We start from the raw sequence: 24,313 nt of genomic DNA, 5'->3' as shown, positions 1-24,313 counted from the left end.
AATAGAATTCACATGAAGTTATCGCGCTAATAGACTATATTCATTCAGGGGAGGAATTAGTAATGTCTCAAAAAATAACAACAATGAGCCAGACTAGTTCAGAAAGTGATGGTAATCAGGGAGATTCAATTCATACCGGAAAAACACTGGCTGATCTAATACTGGCGTATTTATCTTCAATTAAAGCTGAATACATTTTTGGTGTACCTGGTGGCGCAATAGAGCCGCTATATAATGCACTTGCAAGGTCTGCAAGAGAACCTGAAGAAGACGGACATTTAACCGTTAAATCTGTTGTAGCACGACACGAAGCCGGTGCTGCTTTTATGGCAGATGGTTACGCCCGTGAAACAGGCCAGTTAGGTGTCTGTTGTGGCACCACCGGGCCCGGCACAACCAATTTAATTACCGGTGTTGCGTCTGCTTATGCCGATCGTATTCCGATGCTGGTTATCACTGCACAAACGGCCTTGCCCAACTTTGGAAAACGCGGTTTGCAGGAATCTTCAAGTGATGGCATAGATACGGTTGCCATGTTTGAAAACTTCACCAATTACAACACCATGATTTCTCACCCTAGTCAATTAGAGGGTAAGTTATTTACTGCATTAATATCGGCATTTCATGAACCTCAGGGTCCAGTGCATATTAGTATTCCTATGGATGTTTTAAGCTGCAGCTGGGATGGCAACTCTACATTCAAACTTTGCAACCTGTTACGTAATCCGGAAATCATGGATGACGAAAGTATGGATGCACTTTGTGAAACCCTGATAGATGCTAAAAAAATTGTTTTATTTTTAGGCGGTGGTAGTGCTGAAGCCATGCCTGCGATTATGAAATTTGCTGAAATGGCAGGTGTACCTTTTGTAACCACTGCTAGTGGTAAAGGCTGTGTTGATGCATACCATCCACTAAATCAGGGTGTATTCGGTTTTGCCGGTCATGATACTGCCAGGGATACATTACTTGATCCTGAGGTAGACATCGTACTGGCTGTTGGAACGAGTCTGGGTGAAATATCTACTGGTGGCTGGGACAAGGACGCTTTAATGAATAATAAACTTATTCATATAGAAGAAACCGCAGAGAACTTTGCTCGATCCCCCATGGCGCGTCTACATGTATACGGACACTTACATACAGTCTTTATTAATTTAATACAGATTTTTGCCACTTTAATTCACCGACTTGAAACAGTTAAACCCCAGGAAATTCATAATATTATTCGGGGGTTAAATGGAGATAATATTATTACCTGTGCTCCTGCACATATTAAAGTAGATAAACCCGAAGCGTATTTACTTAATGACACACCAATAAAACCTCAACGTTTAATGGGAGAGTTAGTAAAAGGATTTCCTGAAAACACACGTTTCGTTGTTGATGCGGGAAATAGCTGGGCCTGGGCGACTCATTACCTACACCCAAAGCAGGCCGGAAACTACCGTATTGCATTAGGCTTTGGTGCCATGGCCTGGGCGGTAGGTGCATCTGTAGGCACCGCATTTGGTGCACCCGATGAACCTGTCGTTTGCATTACTGGTGATGGCAGTTTCCTGATGAGCGGCCAGGAACTGACTGTTACCGTGCAACACAGTTTACCTGTCATCTATGTTGTATTAAATGACAATACATTAGGCATGGTAAAACACGGTCAGAAATTAGGTGGCGGTGAACCGATTGGTTTTGATTTACCTGTCGTTAATTATGCAGCTGTTGCGCAAGCAATGGGGGCACAGGCATTTACTATTAAGACACCTGAAGATTTCTCGAATCTTGATTTTAATGCCATATGCAATTCAAATGGCCCTACACTGTTAGATGTGTATATAGATGGTGAAGAAGTGCCGCCGATGGGCTCGAGAATGAAAGTACTGGATCGTCGGAATGGTTCGCGACGGGGTGATGATTCAATTGAAGATTAACTGTTATGGTAAGCTTATTTGAATAAGTCATAAACTAATGAAAGTGTTTTTGAAGCATGCATAAACTTAGTAATTCCATCAACAAAGCCTCAGCACCGATTTTCATATTATTATCTAGCTTAGGAAGATCATCAAGGTACTTGATAATCTTCCTTTGATCAAAAAAGGGCAAACTTTTTAACAATGGCCCTCTCAATGTATCCTGTACTAATTGATGTAATTTATCTTCAGGATCTAATATAGAAGGAGGAGCAAGAAACGGATGTTTTTCCCGATTATAAACCTTATCAATTAAATATGGCTTCGTTGCTTCTCTTAAAATATATTTTTCAGTGATTCCTTTTATCTTAAGAGACACCGGTAGCTGTGTAACTTTTTCAACTACTTTATGATCAATTAAAGGGAGCCTTCCCTCTAAAGAGTGTGCCATTTCCATTCTATCGCCTAATGTAGGAAACACATAATTACATAAAGCAGATTTTGATAATAAGTACATGGAAGCATGTACTGGTTCTATTCCATGTATTTGATTCGTAACATCTGTATGAGATAGAAATTGATGAATTGGATGAAGACTACCCATATTTGTACGAGTACTTAAGTTATAAAGGCCTTTTAGTCGATCAATACTTTCAGCCAATGGCATTAACCAGGCAGGTTCAAAACCAAGCATTTTATTTATGAACTCAACATTTTCAGGTTTACCAACAGCTAAAAGCAAACCAGATGACACTTTATTCCGTTCTTTTAATTCATTTAATAATTTCTGAGTAATAGTTTTATCCTGATTTTCTGAATTATATAAAAGCATGTCACTTCTAAAGGCGGAATATCCCCCGAATATTTCATCAGATCCTTCACCCGTAAGTACAACTTTAAAACCCTGTTCACTAACGGCTTTACTTAATAGATATTTAGCAACACCATGTGAGTTAAGACAAAGCGCCTCACTATGCCAAATTGCATCAGAAAAATTATCAGCTAAATCTAATTGATTAACGGCTATAGAATTAAATTTAGCATCTACTCTATCAGCCATTTCTCTAGCCAGGTCAGTTTCATCATAATCTTTATTATCAAAAGAAATGGTAAATGCATCTATTGGCTGATTGTGATGCTCTGCTGCCATACCAATTACAGCACATGAATCGATCCCGCCACTTAGATATACACCAACTGGTACATCTGCACGTAAGCGTGTTTTTACAGAATTATTTAACTCTTCTTTAATATCTTCAATAATTTCTTTTTCATCTGTTGAATGAGTATATTTATCCGTTTTACAATAATCAAAATCCCAGTATTTAATTATTCTAATGCCTCCATTGGTAGCAATCAGAAAATGTCCGGGAGGCACTTGATGGATATTTTTGAATAATGTTCGATCTCTAAAAAAGAAAGCTCTACTAACATATGCATCTTCATCCCAGATAGCTGGTACACCTGCAGAAAGTAACGCCTTTATTTCAGATGCAAAATAAATCTTTCCATTGTGTTGCGCATAAAATAGTGGCTTTATACCAAAACGATCGCGTGCGGCAAAAAATTGCTGATTATTTGAATCCCATATACAGAAAGCAAACTCACCACGAAGATGACTTAAACATGAAGTACCATACTCATGATATAAATGAAGAGCAATTTCACTATCAGATTTAGTTTTAAAAATATGACCCTTTTTAATTAAATCGTCACGAATTTCCTCAAAGTCATAAAATTCACCATTTGCAACCAGATGCACGGTATTTGAACTATTTGAAATGGGTTGATCACCCGTGTTTAAATCAATAATGCTAAGTCGAGTGTGACCTAAAGCGACTCGCTTATCATTAGACATCCAGAAGCTTTGATGATCTGGCCCCCGGTGATATAAGGTATCTAAACCTGCTTTAACAGATTCTTCACTGATTCCATGATTGGTAGAAAATATACTTAGAATGCCGCACATTTTTTTATCTCTTGTATTAGTGAGCTGTTATTTTAATCGCGGTAAATCACGCGGGGCATGGCCATTATATTCAATATCATCACATCGTAATGGCAAAAAAGAATCAGGAATTTTATTTTTAGCATCAATAAAACATGCGGTAACACCACTTGCAACAACCATTGATTTTATTTGATAAACCTCCTCTGCAGTAAAACCCTGATCAGACAGGAATGCAGATGTATAACCACCAATATTAATACCCAAATTATATTTCTCTTCCAGATAAAGTCCTATTTCATATGCAAGAGACAAATGTTCACCTACTGCAAAGCCCAGTTTAGAAGTCATATCTTCATGGGGTTTTATTCTTTCATCTTTCTTATCAACTGGCCGAGCAAAACCTGTTATTACGGGTCGATTATTTCTATTCATTTTGCAATTAGAAACTATCGTCTCAACACTACTCCCCTCTTTATACTCTTTCAAAGCATCTTGTATAAATTGAATGCCCTGAAGGGAGGTTTTACTTCCACCATATGCTCGAGAGTCTGCAGCAAGAGTTCCTGCCACTGTAGCAGCAGTAACAGAAGTACGAGATGAGCCACATAAAGCCCCTACCTGATTACACCAGATACGCGGATCAGGATAACTCATACCAATAAAATTACCTTCAAGCCATTTAGATAAATTTTCATCTACAAGTTTACCTGTAGCATTCAATATAATCATCTGCATGTAAGATGCATGGCCAAGCAGTTCATCCATAATAGAATGGCCATGACTATATGCATCTACCCCTCCCTTCCAGCCACCAGCAGAGCTAAATATTTTACCCCTGCGTTCATCCCAGTAACTCACATTTATCATTTTATTTTTCAATGACATAGTCTTCATCCTGTAACATAGGCATTGCAGTAATAGGTTTATGTGTTTGCTCTAAACCATGTGCAAGTAATCCAGGCGCGCTCATTAACTGAAATAAACCGGCACCCTCTCTTGCACCTATGCCCAGATCATTAAATACAGCGGCAGCAACCCCTGTATTTAACCAGCTAAATCCTTCGCCAGAAATTTTATCAGTAAATAGATTTCCCCACTTTAGAGAATGACCAGCACCTGGCAGCAAGACCAAATGTTTAGCTGCTTTTTCTGCAACACTATCAATACTATTAAACCTTGAACCAAATCCAGGAGCAATATGGTTATCACCAGCTTCTAAAAAATTAACTGAACTTAATAATTGGTCACCTACCTCTTCAGGATCTAAGTTAATTTTACTATTAAAAAAGTTAATTGATTGCTCGACTTCCGTAGAACCCAGATGCTCCCCTCCCAGTGCCATCAAACCAATTGGTAATATATGTGCATGGTCAGCCTTACTTACACCTGCATTCATTGCTGCTCTAGTGGCATTATGTCTTGGGCCAGGGTTAATCAGAAAGATCATGAGTGTTTCTAATAACCGGGATTGTTCAGGGGTTGGTAATTCTGCCGTGAATAGTAAAAACAGGGTGTCAACAAACTTTGCCGACTTTAATAAATCAAATAAATCATATCCATGCAACCTGCATGTTTCAACTGCGTACGGATTGCCTACGCCAGCCTCTTCATGCCAGATACTTGTATTTGTTTTATGCGAATAAACATGATTTTTTTCTGATTTTTTATCCATAAAATTTTATCAGTTTACTCTAATTAGCTGTAGTAATATTTTTTATTAATTTATATGGTAACTTAATTCAAAATAAATTCTTTGTTCGTTTAATGGAAAATCATCAGATATTGTGTTTTCACTTGTTGGCTCACTAGCATCTTCATCAAAAACATTATTAATAGTAATTGCCGCTTCAATATTATCAGCAATATTTCTTCTTCTAAGTGTTAAATTAACCAGTGTATAATCATCAATGCTTTCCCTGACATCGGTAAGCTCTCTTTCTCTATCACCTACCCAATTGAGCTGGCTTGACAACTCCCAGTCAGACAGAAACTTCCAACGTAAATCCACATACAGTTGACGTTGTGGTGTAAATGCACCTTGAACATCAGTCACATCATCTTTAGTACTTTGATATGCGAAATTACCTAATAAACGCCATTGTTTATTTATTTTCCAGTCCGCATCTAACTCAAAACCTTTGCCTTCTAAACTATTGGCATTTTCTGCAATGTTTCCTGGACCAGTATAACTAATCATATCTTTTGTTGTGAAATGGTATATATTCAAATTAGTATGAAGTCCACTTAATGGCTGGTATGAAAATGCAAGTTCAGTCGTGTCAATTGTTTCGGGATTTAAGTCACTATTACCAATAGCTACAGGATTATTTTTATTATTCAATTCAGAAAATGCAGGTGCTCTGAAAGCACTACCAAATAATAATTTAGAAGTTAGATTATCATAGGTATTCCAGACTAATGCTAATCGTGGATTAGTAGTACCACCAAAATCTGAATAATCATCATAGCGAATACCCGCCGTAAATGTCCAGTCAGCAGCTATACTCCATACATCCTGCATAGAAAAATACTTAATAGTTCTTTTATCATCACTGGTATATATTGAACTTTGATCACCTGTAACATCGGTTAAGGTCCCATCAATTACAGGAGTTAAACCATCTATTATTCCGGGCCCAAAGTTTTTAGATTCATTGGCAACTAACTCTTCCTGTTTTGCTCCAACATTAAAACGAAAATTATGTTTAGCCAACCCATCATAAAATGCTATTAAATCCAATTGAGGTATCGTACTTTTTCTACCGGGATTACCGAGAAAACCATCAGGAAATTGAACTACGCACATTTGACCAAATACTGGATCTACAGGGCAAGCCGCGTTAGGTGCTGAAAAAGCGTTACCATCGGCACCAATTAACAAGCTAGCGCCCGAAGGAAAAATATCAAAATTGTATTGTGTATCAACACTCTGATAACTCAACTTACTAGTAAATTCCCAGTCTTCCACCAAATCCTTATTATTATATTCAACCGAAAATAAATATTGATCAAATTCACCATATCCATTCGAATCAAGAGCTAAAGCAACACCAGCACCCTGCCCTACATCTCTCTGCACCCAACCATCGAGGCCAATTTTCCAATTATCATTGTCTAAATGAATATTGTATGTAGTTGACTCATAACGATAATCCAGACTACCAGGTGCTAATGAGGCTGATGTAGCCAGGAATGGGATTGGATCCAGGTTAGATTGGAAATCACTTGTAATAAATTGACTGTCGTCCTTACCTTGTTGAGCATGTTCAACATTAATTGCCAGGCTCCATCCGTTATCGAACCCTCCACCATATTGTGCCCATACATTTTTTGTGTCATTAGAGCCCGCTCTAACACCAGTATTAAAACCATTTAACTCATTAGCATTTTTAGTAACAATATTAATCACACCAGAGAATGCATCTGCCCCATAAATTGCTGAGCCAGGACCTCGAATAACTTCAATTCGAGAAATATTTTTAATATTTATTTTAGAGCTTTCTGAAAAAACACCACTTAATAAATCTGATGATATCCGATAACCATTCATCATTATAAGAACCTGAGGCGTTATGCTTGTTTTTATACCTCTAATATTATATTGACCAAGTGAAGTTAAGGTTGATAACGAATAATGTAAACCGGGAACGGATTCGAGTGCTTCTTCGAGCGTCAGTGCCCCCATCGCTTTAATGTCTTCGGCTGTAATAACAGTAGCTGTTGACGGAGCTTTAGAAATAGGTTGAGAAAACCCGGTAGCAATACTGATCATCTCATCGTCACCATAAAGCAGATAAAGATCATCTTCTTCACTTTCAGTCTGGGCTGATATAGATAATGCAGTCGTTAACAATAAACTTGATATGGAAGCGGTAAGTAAACGGCGTTTCATTAATAATTTCTCCAACGACAACGCATCCATTCTTGTCAGGTAATATTCATTTAGCCTCTAATGGGCATTAAGTTATAATTATTAGTATGTTTTTCTATTCGTATATATAGCGTAGGCTAATTTATCTGGATATCAATGTAACCACATTATTTTTTTCATTTTTGCGCTTCTCAATATTAGCATCAGCTAATGCATCAAGTGGCTGTGGTTTAGCGATGTGATATCCCTGTGCTTCATCTACACCTAATTCTTTTAATCTATTGAGTATTTCTTCATCTTCCACATACTCTGCAATTGTTTTAAGGCCTAATACGTGGCCAATGTCGTTAATGGATTTTACCATCGCATTATCTATAGGGTCAGTAATAATGTCTTTTACGAATACCCCATCAATTTTTAAATAATCAATCGGGAAATTTTTAAGATAAGCGAATGATGACATGCCGCTACCAAAATCATCAAGTGCGGTTTTACAGCCTAACTCTCTTAATCGCCCAATTAAACCTGTGGCTCTCGAGAGGTTTGTAATCGCGGCGGTTTCAGTTATTTCAAAACAGATTTTGTCTGTCGGCACTTTGGTTTTTCTTAATTGTAAATCTATAAAATCAAATAATTTTTCATCATTGAGAGACATACCCGAAAGATTAATGGCACAACATTTTAAATTTTCCAGCTGAATGGGGTTCCTGGCGAGCCAGTTAAGCGATGCACGTATCACCCAACGGTCAACCTTATGTGCCAGGTTATAACGCTCTGCAGCAGGCAGGAAGAAACCCGGAGGCAATATATTGCCTTCTCTATCTAACATACGAATTAATATTTCGTAATGCTGGGTTTTTTCCTCAAGTTCACCCATTGCTACGATAGGCTGATAATACAACTGAAACAGGTCGTTTTCATAAGCCTCCGTAATGCTCGACACCACATTCATTTCACCCTGTCGTTGCATTAATTCTTCATCATCAACCAGATAAGTATGCACCCGGTTACGACCTTTTTCTTTTGCCATATAACAGGCCGAATCTGCTTTACTTAAAATATCCTGAAACTCGTGACTGGTATTATTAATGGGTACAAGACCAATACTGATACCGATAGTGAATGGGTTATCATTCCAGACATAACGATAATCCTGCACCGCTTCACACATAGATTTAGCTATTTTTTCAGCCTGATCTAAAGGGCAGTTTTCTAATAACAGAACAAATTCATCTCCACCTACACGGGCCAGCGTATCATCTGCTTTTCTTACACGGCTGGAAAGTAAATTAGAAATATTCTGTAATAACTGATCCCCTGCCATATGGCCACAGGTATCATTAATTACTTTAAACTGATCAAGGTCCATATAACATAACGCATGCTCAGTGCCATCATTAATTTTACTTAATACACTTGATAAATGGCGCTCAAAATCAGCACGATTAATTAAACCCGTTAATGAATCATGGGTTGCCTGATAAGTCAGTTTCTGAGCCATATTTCGAGTTTCAGTCACATCATGAAACACCATTACAGTACCGGTAATACTGTTATTTTTATCACGAGTTAAAGCAACTGAATCTTCAACAAATATTTCATCACCTACACGAGGCCTGAACATGCAATGTTGTTCTGAAACTATCACCTGTCGATACTTAATGCATTTTAAAATCGGGTTATCTTCTTTCTGATGATTTTTTTCATCAAACATCTGAAAAATATCATCCAGTGCGGTTCCATGAACGTCTTCCAGTTTCCAACCAGTCAGACGCTCCGCCACCGGATTCAGATAAAGCACTCTACCTTCAATATCTGTAGTAATAACCCCATCTGCAATTGAATTCAGCGTAATCAGTGCACGTTCTTTTTCTTTGAATAGTGCCTCCTGTTTATCTTCCAGCACCTCCATCATGCCATTGAACACACTGGCAATATGAACGATTTCTTTTGGTCCTTTTAATATTGCTTTAACCTGTACATCACCCTTCTTCGCGTTCTGCATCGTATTAGAAAGATTATGTAATGGCTCAGTCACACGTTTTAATACAAAGCCTAGCAAGAAAAGAATAACGGTAGTAACAACCAGAGCAATACCAATATTGGTTAGAAAAATTGTTTTCTGTATTTTATTTAATGCACCTTTATCAACAACGATATAAACGGATCCAATTAATTCTTTACCCCCTATATCATCTATATAAAGCGGACTTTCATCATTAACTGGTGTATATACCGGCGCAAAGAAATGCCAGACGTTAGGTGACTCACTAACTACTCGAGCAGTATCCGTTAGATATTTTTTAGGAATGACGGCATAAGGTTCATTTTTCATATTACCTTTGCTTAATAACAAATCAAAATTACTATCTAATATACGAACATAAACCACACCGGGAAAAGCTAATGCTGATATTGCAGCATCTTCAGCATTTTCAGCACTGGCATATAATAGTGCCAACATGCTTTGAGATGCTAAATTAGAAGTAACCTGAATACCTTCATTAATGATCTGATCTCGCATCTGATTACTTGCAAACAAGGTCGACGTTATTGCAGTAACGATGGAAAGCCCGAGCACACTTAATGTAAAGATATAAAATAACTGCTTTCTAAAACTCGATTGAGATAAAAAGCCCTTTTTAAACCAGTTCATTATATAAGCCCTGATTCATCTTGTAGGAAAAACTATGTCAAACTGACGTAGTTTACTTTTTGAAAAATTCAGCCCCAGATGTGAGGCTGTACGTTTGTTAATAGCTAATTTTAAATCAGAGGTTGGGAATAGCTTATATATTCCTTTTGCACGAACCTGTTCAACGGCAATACTGGCGAGTTTTTTTCCCATGAGTTTATGATCAGGGAACAGAGCAAATAACGTGCCTTTTTTTGCATGTATCGGATTATTCGAAAAGATAACAATATTTTTTTCCCAGGCAGCCTGTAAAACCTTTGGTAATATCGCTTTATCTGGAACAATCCTGTCTAGTGGAATCCAGATCGCGTCTTTATTACTTTCAACTTTAGTTAATATCTCATTGTAATATTGAATACCCTGTTTTAGATTTTCGACTTTATAAGAAAACAGCTCTATATTTCTTTTTGCTGCGGCCTGTTCTGCAATTTCGATTAACCAGCCTGTATTTTTCTCACTATATACAACATGAACCCTTTGCACATCTGGAGCCAGATTTTCAAGATGATGCAGAAATACTTCAGGGCTTCCATCCATACTGATACCACCATGCCCATTTGGTGTAGCGACTAACGCACCAATGGTTAATGGCAAACCACTATCAAGCTGTTTGGATATTTTATAACTTCGCTGTCCAAGGGAAAGAACGGTCTGAATCTGGTTGTTTTTCAACCAGTTATCTATATCTTCAGCGCGGGTTTTTTTTGTTACAACTCGAGTAATAATATGGGTATCTTCAAGCTCTTCAATACCATCAAGTATGTTTTTGAAAACTTTAGAGTAACTTCCGCTTGCTTCAGGGTATAAAACGGCCAGATGCACCGTTTCTGCACGAACCAGCTGTACACTAATAACACTGAAGATTATTAGAGATAGATTAATCGTCCATTGAATGACACGCTTAAGGCCACTAACTACTTTCACTATTTACCCTGTTCGACATAATAAAATAGATATGTCATTGTTTCTATTAAACTTAATACCATGATTTAACGTCGGCTAATATACTTATAATCATCCTGTGCCGATCTAGTTTATAGAGTATAGAACTAAAACAGCGCTTCTACAGTAGAAATATCCTCACCAGTAGATAATAAATATACGTCAATCCACACTTAACCAACATATGAAGCATCTTGCGAATTAAATTGCAGATTACCTGTGTGTTTTATACGCATAACAAATGCCCAAAAACGACAGCTCAACTACCAAAGTGTACATTGAAAAAGAATCACGAAAAAACATGATTGAGATCATAAACATACTAGTTAAAGTCAAAATATGCGTGAAACGATTTATAATTTGCAGATAATTGACTTAAAGACGAATGAAAAACTTTCATTCGCATAAATGGATTTATTGATGTATCACAGATGAAAAAAAAATCAAAAAACATTTTACCTCTATCTATGGCCGCAGTCACTCTGCTGCTTGTATTCCTTACGTTCATATCAGTTCATTATGCAGATAGAATGGTCTCAAAATACTCAACGTTGGTGGCATCTGCGATTGAAGTCAAACAGGAGCTTACGGTTGCACATCTCTGGTTTGAAGAAATCATGTCAGGTGATAGAAACGAGGATATTAACACCGTCTGGTTCCATATTAGACATGCCGAAACGTTTTTACACGCAATTGATAATGGTGTCGAAAATAACGCTATTAATCTGAAATTAGTAACCGTAGAGAAAAAATTACAGGCATTTCGTGAAATAACACGTATTCGATATAACTCATTTGAAAACTCAGGTGTTGGTAGCAAAATTGATCAACAATATGATGCCAGCTTTATCAATCTGTTACATGACATAGACATCATCATTTTTGATATAAAAACACTAATAGAATCGGACCAGACTTTCTTTAATCTTATACAGAAAGCACTCATTATATTAATTATTTTTTCTGGGATTATCGTAGGGTTTCTTTTATATTTTTATCAGAACAATTTATTCATTGCATTACAGGATCAGCAATCGATTAATCATGAATTAAGCAACAATAAGCAACGATTTCAGGATATTGCCCTATGCGGAGGAGACTGGATATGGGAAGTGAACTCCCTGGGGATATATACATATGCAAGTGAAAATGTTTCAAATATACTCGGTTATTCATCAAATGAAATCATTGGTAAAACACCCTTTGATTTAATGTCCAGCAATGAAAGTAAACGTGTATCCAGTTACTTCAAAGAACTAGTTGAAAACCATGAAAAAATTACTGATCTGGACAACTGGAATATTCACAAAAATGGTGAACATGTTTATTTACGCACCAATGGTGTACCTATTATCAACGACAATGGGGATTTAACCGGTTATCGAGGAGTCGACAAAGACATAACAGAATTTAAAACCATGAACGACCTGCTATTACGCACTCAGAAAATGGATGCACTGGGAAAGCTAACAGGTGGTATAGCGCATGATTTCAATAACATGTTAGGCGTGATTATCGGTTACTCTGAACTTCTACTCAATATACCTTCAAACAATGAAAAGTCAGAGGAATATTTAACTGAAATTATTAAAGCGGGTAATCGCTCAAAAAAACTAACTTCGAAGCTATTAACTTTTTCCAGAAAAAGTATTTTTTCTTCTGAAATAACTGACATTAACAAATTACTTAATAATGTCCGGCATATGCTGGAAAAAACTTTAACAGCAAGAATAACACTAAACTATGACTTAGAAGATAACTTATGGCCCTCGTGGATAGACAAGTCATCTTTAGAAGATGCCATACTCAATATGAGTATTAACGCTATGCACGCAATCGAAGACATTGGTTTATTAACAGTTAAAACACGCAACTTGAGCCTAAATGAGAATGAAGTTAAAGCTTTAGATCTCACACCGGGAGATTACATCGCTATATCTATTAGCGATACCGGCTGCGGTATGGATGAACAAACATTGCAGAAAATATTTGATCCTTTTTATACCACCAAGGGAGAGAAAGGAATCGGTTTAGGCCTGAGTCAACTTTATGGTTTTGTGCAACAGTCAAAAGGCGGGGTACAGGTCACCTCCAAAATTAATGAAGGCAGCGAATTTATAATATATTTACCTCGATATCTCTACTCTACATCAGAGGATAACCCCGATTTAGTAACACCTGACAAGAACTTACCTTCTTCCTCTAAAATAATTTCTGGCCATGAAACAGTATTGGTTGTAGATGATGAAGATTCATTACGTTTACTTGTAGAAGAAATATTACTTTCTAATGGATATAAGGTTTTAACTGCTAATAATGCAGAGCAGGCATTAAAAACACTTGAAACAGAACATGTTGATTTATTACTAAGCGACGTGATCATGCCGGGTATGAGCGGTTACAAACTGGCATCAATTGTTAAGGAAAAATATCCTGATATAAAAATACAAATGGCAAGTGGATATAGTGATTCAAATAGTATTAGAAATTATGATGAAAATTTACATAAAAATAAATTAGATAAGCCATATAACATAAAAAAACTATTACAACGTATTAGAGAAGAGTTCGACTAAACCCCTCTCTCTTTGATTTATCTAAACATCCATTAAAAAATGTAAACGTTCAGTGACTCGTACCCGCAGACCGGGTTATTTTATTATACACATTGTACTTACCTGAGGGTTTCTTCATTGGCAGCCTTTTTATTTCCTTAAATGTTTTCGCATCATAAACAATAACTTCACCATCCATATCCCAAATGCTTAACAAAACATGCTCACCATCTTTATCAAACTCTACGTGTGCAGCCGTTTTACCTTTAGCAGGTCGTAATGTTTTTACAATTTCCAGTGTTGATTTATCAATAATATGAACCGCTTCTTTATTTGGCCCAAAAAACACATCAACCCAGGCATAAGCTGAATTTTCATGGCTGCGCATAAAGAAACCAGGACCTAGTGTTTTAATGCGTTTAATAGTTTTCCACGTTTTCATATCAATTATAGTCACTACCCCTTCTTTAAGATTAGGCGTGGCCAAAACAGTATTACCCTCATACTCCCAGGTAATACCTGAGCTCATATGCGGCATCCCCTGCAAATCAAGTGTTTTTATTGTGCGACCTAAATCCAGATCAACAACTTTTGCTTCTTTATCTCGAGATGAACCAATAATTAACTCGTATGATTGATTAAAAAAGAAATCATCTAAATAATCTTCTGTTTTAATTTTTCGTATAGGGAATTTTTCACGTTGTTTTGATTTATTTGCATTTTCACCCGCACCTTCTCGGTAGTCATGCATCCACTTACCAAATCCCATTGGCGGATTATCTTCATATGATATCTCCCACACTTCTTTAATATCTTTAAGTGCAGCAATAAATGTTTTTCGTGGTGCTGCATCATATACCGCACTGACTCTTGAACTATTACCCGCCGCATCTTTTACGGGTATGACTTTTACAGGTGTTAAATCATCAGCAGACAAAACCACCAAAGTATGAGGTAGATAATTTCCAGCGATCACATGTTTTCCGTCACTTGAAACTGCAACATTTCGCATATTAATACCGGCTCTAATTTCAGCAACAACCGCCAGATTATATAAGTCATACTTTGTAATCCAGCCATCGCGTGAACCAAAATAGACATAACGCCCTTCCGGTGAATACTTCGGGCCGCCGTGTAATGCAAAACGCGAAGCAAATCGATGAACAGGTTCAAATGTATCCCCATTTAAAACTGTTACATGATGATCGCCTAATTCAACAACAAGAAATATATTCATTGGATCAGCATCCCATACGGGTTTAGCTGGTAATTTTTTCACTTCAGGATAAATAATTTGACTGGTTAATATGTCATCCATATTCCACTTCGGAATTTCTGCCAGGGGAGTATAAATATAATCAACCAGTGACTGTATTTCAGTTTTATCGAGTTTGTCTTTAAATGAAGGCATCTGTGTCGCTACCCTGCCTTCTCCAATCACTTTATGAGCAGCTTTCTGCCTTAGTCGTTTTAAGTTTTCAGGCAATAATGCAGGCCCCATAAGACCTAATCTGTTTTCACCATGACAGCTTGCACAATGGGTTTTAAAGTTTTCTTTTGTTTCAGGTGTAACATTTGCATGAGCAATATTAGTTAGTGTCAGAACAAATAAGAATATGGGGGTGATTAATTTCATAATGTAAAATTCATATAAAAACACTGTCATTCCCAAAGTTTGTATCGGGAATCTAGTGTCCTTATATCCTGTAAAGTCGCTGGATCCCCGACACAAGCGTTCGGGGATGACGAAATAACTATTTATTTCGATTCAAAAATTCTGTTCAATATTTACATGAAAATACAATCGTAGATAGTTACAAATTAAAAATACTAAGCTCGACTAATCTTAATATCTTTCAAACGCCCATCATAAGGTCTATTTTCAACTCGTCTATCTGAAGATTCAACACCTATCTCTTCATCACTTAAGTAACAGGCTGGATCTTCTTCCCATGGATCACCGGTCAACTGATAAGCCCTTACCCGCGTATTACCACCACATATAGCTTTATGTTCACATTCAGCACAACGCCCTTTTAACGGTCTTTGTTCCTGCTTAAATCCAGCCATTAATGGGTCAGACGTATCCTGCCATATTTCTGAAAATTTTCTTTCTTTAACATTACCCAGGTTGTAGTCCCACCAGAATGTATCAGGATGTACATTACCCAGATTATCAATATTTGAAATATTCACACCGGACGCATTTCCTCCCCAGTTTTCCAGGCGAGTAATAAGCTCTGATTCTTTACCTTCAAATATTTCGGGTATATTTTTCTTAGCCCATAACATCATGTAAATGCCATCAGCATCATTATTACCCGTTACAAACTCTCTTTCGTTGCCTCTCTGGATATGATCCCAGCAAACATCAAATAATAAATCCATAGCCGTACGGGTCATTTTATGAAATACATCATCTTTACGGTTTTTATTACCCCGACCCGCATAATTTAAATGAGAAAGATAAAACTTATCGATATCTCTCTCATCCATTAAATTCAAAATATCAGGTAACTCATGCACTGTATCCTGTGTCAGGGTAAAGCGCAGCCCCACTTTAATGCCATTTTCCTTACACAAGTCAATCCCGTGCATTGATTCTTTAAATGCTCCCTCACGACGCCTGAACATATCATGTGTCTTTTCCATGCCATCTATACTGATACCGACATAATCGTATCCGACTTCAGCTATCTGTTTGATATTATCTTCTGTAATTAATGTACCGTTTGTAGACAACCCTACATAAAAACCCATTTCTTTAGCGCGGTGTGAAATATCAAAAATGTCCGGGCGCAAAAGTGGCTCACCACCAGATAAAATTAAAACGGGAACCTTAAACTGTTTAAGATCGTCCATTGTAGTAAACACCTGCTCGGTGGTTAACTCTCCGGGAAAATCCTTATCAGCTGAAATAGAATAACAATGTTTGCAGGTTAAATTACAACGTCGCACAAGGTTCCAGATAACAACAGGGCCAGGTGGTTTTCGTGCTGGCCCTAACGGTGTATCTTCAGCCAGTGATTTCATGAATTGTGTCATTCTGAACATATTGGTGCCTTATATTCTTAAACCTGTTTTCTTAAGGATTCGGGTACTAAATAAAACCTGATGAGCTATATTGTCATCTGCTAATAATTCTGCAATATTTTTAACCTTTTCATGAACTTCATCATGCGATGTACCATGCACCATAGCAAACAGGTTGTATGGCCACTCAGGAAGAAATTGCGGGCGTTGATAACAGTGGCTAACAAAATCAAGCGAACCTATTTTTTCACCTAATTGCGTAATCTTTTCTTCTGGCACTTGCCAGACACTCATGCCATTTGATCTAAAGCCTAATTTATAATGATTGGGTACAACACCTGTGCGACGAATAATCCCCAGGTCTGTCATGTTTTGCATACGTGTAATAACGGTTTTAACATCCAGTCCGATCTGTTCAGCAACATCATGATACGGGTGAAGTGTTAATGGCAAACCAGACTGAGTAGCCGATATTATTTTTCTATCTACATCATCAAGAATATATTTAGTTATGTTTTGTTGAGCTGCTAACATATTCAAATCTCAAACTTAAGATTAAGAAAAAATTCCTGCTTTTTAGGCATATTATATACTCTAATACCCGTTTTTTGTTCTATCTTTTCAATCACCTGTTGAATTTGTTCCGGTGTTTCAGTAGCAATAACAAACCACATACTTAATTCATGCTCACGTTCATAATTATGTGCAACTTCAGCAAAGCTATTCACTATTTCTGTCACTTCATCATAGCGCTGCTTATTGACTTTCATCGCTGCGAGGGTCAATCCACCTCCCATTTTTTCAGCATGATACATGGGACCAAAACGACTCAGCAAACCTTCTGATTTCATGCGTTCTACACGCGTTATGATTTCATCGGCAGGTATATCCAGTGTTTTTTCAAGCTCACCCCATGGGTTTTCACAAATAGGAAAACCTCCCTGTAACTGGTTAATTATTATCCTGTCGTGCTCGTGCAGATTCACTAAACAGCTACCTTGTCAGTTTTAGTTTCATCTTCATCATCATTACAGTGAATATAAATTGCACCTCGTTGCTTGAAACAGCGAGTACTGAACAACAGCTCATGATTTACATCCTGAACTTCACAACTTTGAATCATCAATGACAGATTATTCATAACATCTTTTTTATCCTGCCCATGGATCATACAAAATAGATTATACGGCCAGTCAGGTAAATGTCGGGGACGACGGTAACTCAGTGTCACAAAATCAAATTGACCAAAACATTGTCCCAGTGCATCAACACGTTGCTCGGGAATATCCCATACCACCATCGCATTGGCTTTATATCCAAGCTTTCGATGTCGAACAACCAGACCAAAGCGTTTTATATCACCCTTGTTCTGCATCAGTTGAATATAATTTATAACCTCATCTTCTGTACTGTTTATTTCTCTGGCAATAGATTCATATGGATGAGAGACAAGTGGTAAGCCTTTTTGTAAAACAGAGATCAGGCGTCTTTCATTAATCATGACTACGGCCTCCTTTAACCAGTTTTAAAGGGAAACCAAGATCAATGTGGTAATCTTTTTCCATGGGTAATGACATAATACGTATATCCGTTTTGAGCTCCATATCTTCGAGTGTTTTATCTAAAATCATCTGATTCTCAGCCGTAACAACAAACCACAAATTAAAATGGTGCTCTCTTTCATAATTATGATTAACTGCCGGATATGAACTTATAATATCAGCAATGTGTTCTAATTTATGCTCTGGTACCGCCATCGCAGCCAGCGTACTTACACCAACCCTGTTTGGACGAAAAACGGGGCCGACTCTGCTTAATATGCTTTTTTCATCCAGCTCTTTGAGTAACTCAAGGATAGTTGATTCATCAACATTCAATCGCTCAGCGATATCTGCATAAGGAGTACTTGTCACAGGAAAGTTATGCTGAAACTCATTTAATAGACGCTGAGTGAGTTCGATTTTGCGCATTTCTTCGTGATCATAGATTTGATCGAGTGCCATGACGTTACTTATCCCCTGAAACTGTTTTCAATGGACTTTAAAATTACAGTTTTCATGGAATTAAACCTTGACTTAAGACAAGTTGAACGATGTGAAATGATATTATTTTCGAATTATTTGGTCATAAACTTATGATTTATAACGATATTATGAGTTTTATGATATATATCATATTTTGATCTATATCAAGGTGATATAAGCCCTAAACACCTGTTTCTACAGATGAGTAATAACCTGGACAGGCTGATACATTACATTTAAAAGAAGCATCTGCAAATTTAGTAACTACCTTATATCTTCAGCCGAACGCTCTTCATTGTTTCGTTTGTAAACTACATTTCCATATAACGTAAAAGCAATTCCAATGATGATGAACAAAACACTCAGTAAGGTAAAATCATAACCACTGCTGGTAGCATAAAGCGCAATGCCACAAACAATAGTGGCAGCAACCACTGAATGTGCAATTACATATCTTTTTGCATACATTGAAGTCAGGAAACCGCCGGTAAACATAACAATAAACAGGCCTGAAAAGATCAACAGGTAATAAAGAGGTTGCCTGACCGATTTAGTCACCGGATAACTTTTCATCAGGATGTTATAGCCAATATCTATAAACAAAAATATCAGTTCAAATGTCAGACCCAGAAAGATCATTGCAGTCACACTGATTAAAAGCGCTTTAATACTAATCATAATATCTACAGCCCAATCTTATGGGCACGATTAGTAAAGAATATGCCACTGGGTTTATCCGCTTTTAAACTTTTAACCACTTCAAATGTTTCAGTATCAACCACATCCACCCGGTTTTCATCTCTTACTGACATCCACACATGCTCCCCTCTGGGGCTAAACTCCATATGTAGTACTGCTTTTCCCGGTTTTAAAGTTTTAATTATTTTCAGTGTTTCGGTATCAATAACCTGAATCGTGTCATTTCTGGGATGTGCGAAATTAACCCACATTTGTTTATGATCAGGTCGAGACATAACAAAGATCGGCTGACCATGAACCGGAATAGCTTTTACCTGTTTCCAGTTCTGATCCATCACTAACACTTCATGCTGCCCCACGGCAGGCAGCAATATTTTATCACCAGCCTTAGCCCAGCCTTCCAGGTGTGGCATTTTATAAACTGGTAATTTTGTCTTACCTTTACCATAGTGATTCATTATTCGGGTCACACCTTTCTCAAGATGCCATAAATCCAGCATAGCCAGACCATCTTCTCCAAATAAACCTGCAATATAATATCGACCATCCGGTGTAACTAAACCATCATAAGGTAATGAACCCACATCTTTAAATTTAGTAATAACAGGTGATTTGATATCTTTCATATCAACAACCCATATTTCTCCAGCATCATACAAACCAAACGCAAATATCTGGCCAGGCGCATCTATTAAACCAACTGTTTTAGACTGCTTACCTTCGGCATAAATAGCTGGAATATCTGCAACCAGCTCCAGACTATCTGAATTAAAAATTTTCACACCGCCGGGCTTGTAATTTGAAACGGCTATCAGTTTACCGTCCTGTGATATGGCTCCACCAATACTGTTTCCAGATTGCATAACCCGTTTAACAATTTTTTGCTCAAGTATGTCTATTTTAGTTAAACCACCATCTCTGCCGAAGACATAACCATAACGTTCATCACGTGAATACACGATTGAAGCATGAGATAAATCACCTAAACCTTTTATAGTCGCCAGTGACGTATTACCCGAGTGCTCGACAAGCTGAACCTGTCCTATGGCTCGCTCTATAATGAGCCCCATATCACCAGTACCACGCAGATTTTGCGTAGAGCAGGCTGTTAAGAATAATAGTGGTATTAGAGGGAGTATTTTTTTCATAACATCTTCTGTTTAGTTAAGTTGCTCGTCATTCAGGGATGACAAACTGGATAATTATTTACTATTACCTTTACGTAATAACTTAATAATCATATTTATATCATCATCTGATAACAGGTTTTTCCACGGTGGCATAGGAGTACCGGGGCGACCTTCTTTAATCGTAATAAAAAGAAATTCATCGGGTTTATCTTTTAGAGAATGAGTTTGAAGTGACGGGCCCAGCCCACCATTTAATGTCATACCATGACAGGAGCCGCAATCATGCTTAATCAGATGTTTAAGCTCTAATTGACGATTACTTAATGAATCAGCAATAGCAGCTGATGAAAAAAACACTGTTACGAAAAAACTAAGCGTCAGCGATATATTGCCTGGTTTTAACATCTAATTCTTCTTTATCTCTATCTTGAATGGGGGAAAACCAGTCTAATGTTTCAGCAAAATCGACAACTTTACCGATAATAATTAAAGCTGGAGAACAAATAGACATTTTAATAACATCAGATGGTAAATTATCCAATGTTGAAAGACAACGTCGTTGCACATCTTTAGTGCCATTTTCTACTGCCGCTGCAGGTGTAGATGCAGGTAATCCCGCTTCTATTAATCTTTCTCTTAACTGGGGCAAACTCGCAAGCCCCATATAAAATACCAGCGTCGTATCTTCATCTGCCAGACTTTTCCAGTTCAAATCAAGCGGTTTATCTGCACGACAATGCCCGGTAATTAACCGAACACTGGATGCTACACCCCGATGAGTTAATGGAATGCCTGCATAGGCACTGCAGGCAGATGCTGCCGTTATACCCGGCACATATTCAAAATCTATATCATGTTTAACCAGATAAGCCGCTTCTTCACTGCCACGACCAAAGATAAATGGATCACCGCCTTTTAATCGCACAACCTTTCTATCTTTTTTTGCCAGGGTAACCAGTAATGTATTAATTTCATCCTGATTCATATGATGTTTGCCGGATGCTTTACCGACATATATTTTTTTTACACCATGAGGTATGAGCTGTTGAATTTCCTCAGAAACCAGCCGGTCATAAACAACTACATCAGCCTGCTGTATTAATTTGTAAGCTTTAAGTGTTAATAAATCCGGATCGCCGGGACCTGCCCCAACCAGTGATATTAATGCTTTAGAATTTAACATTCACAGTACCAGTCATTTCAGGATGAGGGCCACATCTATATGGAAACAGACCTGCAGTTTCAAATTTTCTCTGGTATGACTCATCAGGAAATATGTAATCAGGCTCAACTTCATTTAACTGTTTAAACCATACACTGTGATACTGACGTTTTTCTTTATTAACCCAACGCACCGTTGTACCTGGTGTAACTGTAATTTCCTGTGGCATGAATTTATACTTAACGATTTCAACCGTTACCACATTATCTTTTGCATAGAGGTATATTGGAAAGACAAACACTAAACCGATTATTAACATCAATGTTAAAAACATCTCTATTGCATATAAACTGTATTTCATGTCTAGCCTCTTAAAATATAACCTTTAAAAAAGTTGTCATCCTGAACAATATGACTGATCGGTATTAGTGATTACTTGCAGGTAAGCCAAAACACCAGATCTAATTATCATTCAGGACAACATAACTTTACTTCTTAACCGCATTAATCTCAGCTTCTGCATTATCAAAGCCTAACTTATATCCGATTGATACATGATGATAACGGGCTGTTGTGTAATCATCATGTATTGCGAAACCAAAGTTATAAACAGCACCGGTATCCATATTTATATCACCAGGCTTATCAGACTTCAGTTTACGTGTCATTTCAACTGTCCAGGTACCACCATTAAGGTTTGCAGTAAACTCAACCTGCTGACCATCATGTGCCACACGTTCGGTTAATACATGGCCATTTTCAGATACTTTCTCTCCCGCTTTATAGCGAACGATATCCATGTAATGTCCCGCATCAAACTCTGCTTTAAGCTCGCCTTCTTCTTTAAGTTTATCCCAGCCACCTAACGATTTTCCGCCACGGCCTTTAAACTCAAGTTTAGTACGACTTTCTGCTAGATACTTAGTTACACCGTCTTTTGCATTTTTAAGCGATGTAGCATCTACAGCTGATTGCTCAGGTTCGAAAGGCATGCTGCGTATATCTGCATGACAAGTTCCCCAGCAACCCGCTCTATCTGCATACTCAACTTCATCTGTTGCAAACATAACTGCCAGTTTAACTTTGTTGTCAGGGTCCATTTTTCCACCGTCAACAAACGGTGCAGGTGTATGCTCTGAATCTGCCCATTCAAATCTCATATGCAGGTTTTCACCGTCATGAGTTGACTGAACCTTAACAGGGAAACTACCTCGTTTGCCTGGAATAACAGTGGGCTCCATACCGTGTTTTTTGTCTTTACCCACTTTCATTTTCTTTTCACCGGCTACGATCTTCGCGCCCATGTCAGCTAACTCTTCTTCATGACAGTCAAAGCAACGATCACCCGACTTAACGGCTCGCTTACCACCATGCTGACGACCTAGCACCCATTCAATTGAAGACTGACCTGGGTAGAATAAAACCACTTCCCTTGCTGGTACACCAGACCAGTTCACACTGCTTCCACCTGCAGATGAAGTAACTGCTGGTGTTGCGGCTTTAGGTGCTGCAGCTGCAGGTTTTTCCTGTGCGGCAGGCGCTTCTTCTTTTACTGCTGGTGCTACGGCTACGGGTTCAGCAACTTCTACTGTTTCAACTACTGCTGGTTTTTTCTTTGTATTTTTCTTTTCTAAATAAGCAACCCATTGAGGTGGCATTGGCTTGATAAAGTCAGGGTTTGGCGCTTCTAACGCTTCCATCTCGTCTTCATCCATCTGATCATGCACGCTCTTATGCGCTATACCTTTATGACAATCAATACAGGTATTACCTTCTTTCATCGCATTAATGTGTTGTTTCTTAGCACGACCCTTCTGTTTTTCAGGGTCCATAGTTGAGAAGTCATGACAGTTACGACATTCTCGAGAATCTGTTTCTTTCATTGTGCGCCATACGTTTTGTGCCATATATAATCGTTTATTATCAAATTTTTCGGGTGTATCTATGGTGCCTAACGCTTTATGTAACACTTCATTACTGGCCTGAATTTTACGAACTACTTTGTGAACCCATGGACGGGGCACATGACAATCAGAACAGGTTGCTCTTACACCCGCTCTATTTGTGTAATGAATCGTTTTGTTATATTCCTGATAAACATTCTCTTCCATCTCATGACACGAGATACAGAAATCCAGTGTATTGGTTACTTCCATTGCTGTATTAAAACCACCCCAGAAAATAACACCGATAATCATAAAGAATAAAGCCACACCAACTGTGGTGCCCATAATGATTTTTCTGGAAAGCAACTTGCCGTAAAGAGTAAACATATTAATGTCCGTCAGAATTAGTAATTATAATTATTAACTTAATGAGGGCGGGTATCTCTACCCGCCCATCA

Annotated in this window: 20 protein-coding genes; 2 read left to right on the top strand and 18 right to left on the bottom strand. The window is 37.8% G+C overall.

What is annotated here, in order from left to right:
• The first annotated feature begins 83 nt into the window (after window positions 1–83).
• Window positions 84–1,928, top strand: coding sequence for an acetolactate synthase (locus tag DIZ80_01720; GenBank protein RDH85751.1), 1,845 nt, complete (start codon window positions 84–86; stop codon window positions 1,926–1,928).
• 34 nt (window positions 1,929–1,962) lie between these two features.
• Here DIZ80_01720 and asnB read toward each other — a convergent pair whose 3' ends face one another.
• The 6 genes from asnB to DIZ80_01690 all read right to left on the bottom strand — a co-directional run bounded on the left by asnB (window position 1,963) and on the right by DIZ80_01690 (window position 11,348).
• Window positions 1,963–3,876 carry an asparagine synthase (glutamine-hydrolyzing) gene (gene asnB, locus DIZ80_01715; GenBank protein RDH85671.1) on the bottom strand — a complete coding sequence of 638 codons (1,914 nt, stop codon included), beginning with the start codon at window positions 3,874–3,876 and terminating at the stop codon, window positions 1,963–1,965.
• Between the two features lie 27 nt (window positions 3,877–3,903).
• Window positions 3,904–4,743, bottom strand: a complete 840-nt coding sequence (locus DIZ80_01710; protein ID RDH85670.1) for a hypothetical protein — start codon at window positions 4,741–4,743, stop codon at window positions 3,904–3,906.
• The gene (locus DIZ80_01705; GenBank protein RDH85669.1) at window positions 4,727–5,530 is read right to left on the bottom strand and encodes a citrate synthase; all 804 of its coding nucleotides are present in this window, start codon (window positions 5,528–5,530) and stop codon (window positions 4,727–4,729) included. Before DIZ80_01705 ends, DIZ80_01710 begins: the two co-directional genes overlap by 17 nt.
• A gap of 45 nt (window positions 5,531–5,575) precedes the next feature.
• The gene (locus tag DIZ80_01700) at window positions 5,576–7,780 is read right to left on the bottom strand and encodes a TonB-dependent receptor (protein ID RDH85668.1); all 2,205 of its coding nucleotides are present in this window, start codon (window positions 7,778–7,780) and stop codon (window positions 5,576–5,578) included.
• A 91-nt stretch (window positions 7,781–7,871) separates the two neighbouring features.
• Window positions 7,872–10,385, bottom strand: a complete 2,514-nt coding sequence (locus tag DIZ80_01695) for a GGDEF domain-containing protein (protein ID RDH85667.1) — start codon at window positions 10,383–10,385, stop codon at window positions 7,872–7,874.
• Window positions 10,386–10,400: 15 nt separating this feature from the next.
• The gene (locus DIZ80_01690) at window positions 10,401–11,348 is read right to left on the bottom strand and encodes a hypothetical protein (protein RDH85666.1); all 948 of its coding nucleotides are present in this window, start codon (window positions 11,346–11,348) and stop codon (window positions 10,401–10,403) included.
• 449 nt (window positions 11,349–11,797) lie between these two features.
• Between DIZ80_01690 and DIZ80_01685 the strand changes: the two genes are divergently transcribed.
• The gene (locus DIZ80_01685) at window positions 11,798–13,942 is read left to right on the top strand and encodes a hypothetical protein (GenBank protein RDH85665.1); all 2,145 of its coding nucleotides are present in this window, start codon (window positions 11,798–11,800) and stop codon (window positions 13,940–13,942) included.
• A 49-nt stretch (window positions 13,943–13,991) separates the two neighbouring features.
• Here DIZ80_01685 and DIZ80_01680 read toward each other — a convergent pair whose 3' ends face one another.
• From DIZ80_01680 to DIZ80_01625, 12 genes are all read right to left on the bottom strand, one after another.
• Entirely contained in the window at window positions 13,992–15,557 is a 1,566-nt protein-coding gene (locus tag DIZ80_01680) for a cytochrome C oxidase Cbb3 (GenBank protein ID RDH85750.1), read from the bottom strand.
• 194 nt (window positions 15,558–15,751) lie between these two features.
• Window positions 15,752–16,975: a heme d1 biosynthesis radical SAM protein NirJ gene (gene nirJ, locus DIZ80_01675; GenBank protein ID RDH85664.1), complete on the bottom strand. Its 1,224-nt coding sequence runs from the start codon at window positions 16,973–16,975 to the stop codon at window positions 15,752–15,754.
• Window positions 16,976–16,984: 9 nt separating this feature from the next.
• Window positions 16,985–17,488 (bottom strand): protein nirH, encoded by a 504-nt coding sequence (locus DIZ80_01670; GenBank protein ID RDH85663.1) that lies wholly within the window; start codon window positions 17,486–17,488, stop codon window positions 16,985–16,987.
• A gap of 2 nt (window positions 17,489–17,490) precedes the next feature.
• On the bottom strand, window positions 17,491–17,934 hold the full coding sequence (locus DIZ80_01665) for an AsnC family protein (protein RDH85749.1): 444 nt from the start codon (window positions 17,932–17,934) through the stop codon (window positions 17,491–17,493).
• 5 nt (window positions 17,935–17,939) lie between these two features.
• On the bottom strand, window positions 17,940–18,455 hold the full coding sequence (locus DIZ80_01660; protein RDH85662.1) for an AsnC family protein: 516 nt from the start codon (window positions 18,453–18,455) through the stop codon (window positions 17,940–17,942).
• Complete coding sequence (locus DIZ80_01655) at window positions 18,448–18,924, bottom strand: AsnC family protein (protein ID RDH85748.1); 477 nt, start codon at window positions 18,922–18,924, stop codon at window positions 18,448–18,450. The genes DIZ80_01660 and DIZ80_01655 overlap by 8 nt, the downstream gene beginning before the upstream one ends.
• A 318-nt stretch (window positions 18,925–19,242) precedes the next feature.
• Window positions 19,243–19,656: a hypothetical protein gene (locus DIZ80_01650; protein RDH85661.1), complete on the bottom strand. Its 414-nt coding sequence runs from the start codon at window positions 19,654–19,656 to the stop codon at window positions 19,243–19,245.
• Window positions 19,657–19,661: 5 nt separating this feature from the next.
• Entirely contained in the window at window positions 19,662–20,825 is a 1,164-nt protein-coding gene (locus DIZ80_01645) for a protein nirF (protein ID RDH85660.1), read from the bottom strand.
• A gap of 54 nt (window positions 20,826–20,879) precedes the next feature.
• On the bottom strand, window positions 20,880–21,212 hold the full coding sequence (locus DIZ80_01640; GenBank protein RDH85659.1) for a hypothetical protein: 333 nt from the start codon (window positions 21,210–21,212) through the stop codon (window positions 20,880–20,882).
• Window positions 21,178–21,990, bottom strand: a complete 813-nt coding sequence (gene cobA / locus DIZ80_01635) for a uroporphyrinogen-III C-methyltransferase (GenBank protein ID RDH85658.1) — start codon at window positions 21,988–21,990, stop codon at window positions 21,178–21,180. The genes DIZ80_01640 and cobA overlap by 35 nt, the downstream gene beginning before the upstream one ends.
• The gene (locus DIZ80_01630; GenBank protein RDH85747.1) at window positions 21,977–22,303 is read right to left on the bottom strand and encodes a plastocyanin; all 327 of its coding nucleotides are present in this window, start codon (window positions 22,301–22,303) and stop codon (window positions 21,977–21,979) included. The genes cobA and DIZ80_01630 overlap by 14 nt, the downstream gene beginning before the upstream one ends.
• Before the next feature lie 154 nt (window positions 22,304–22,457).
• On the bottom strand, window positions 22,458–24,242 hold the full coding sequence (locus tag DIZ80_01625; protein RDH85657.1) for a cytochrome C552: 1,785 nt from the start codon (window positions 24,240–24,242) through the stop codon (window positions 22,458–22,460).
• Window positions 24,243–24,313: the final 71 nt, after the last annotated feature.

The organism is endosymbiont of Galathealinum brachiosum (genome assembly GCA_003349885.1).
Taxonomy (GTDB): Bacteria; Pseudomonadota; Gammaproteobacteria; order SZUA-229; family SZUA-229; genus SZUA-229.
The sequence above is the reverse complement of the archived record's forward strand: the minus strand, read 5'-3'. Positions and strand labels throughout refer to the sequence as shown.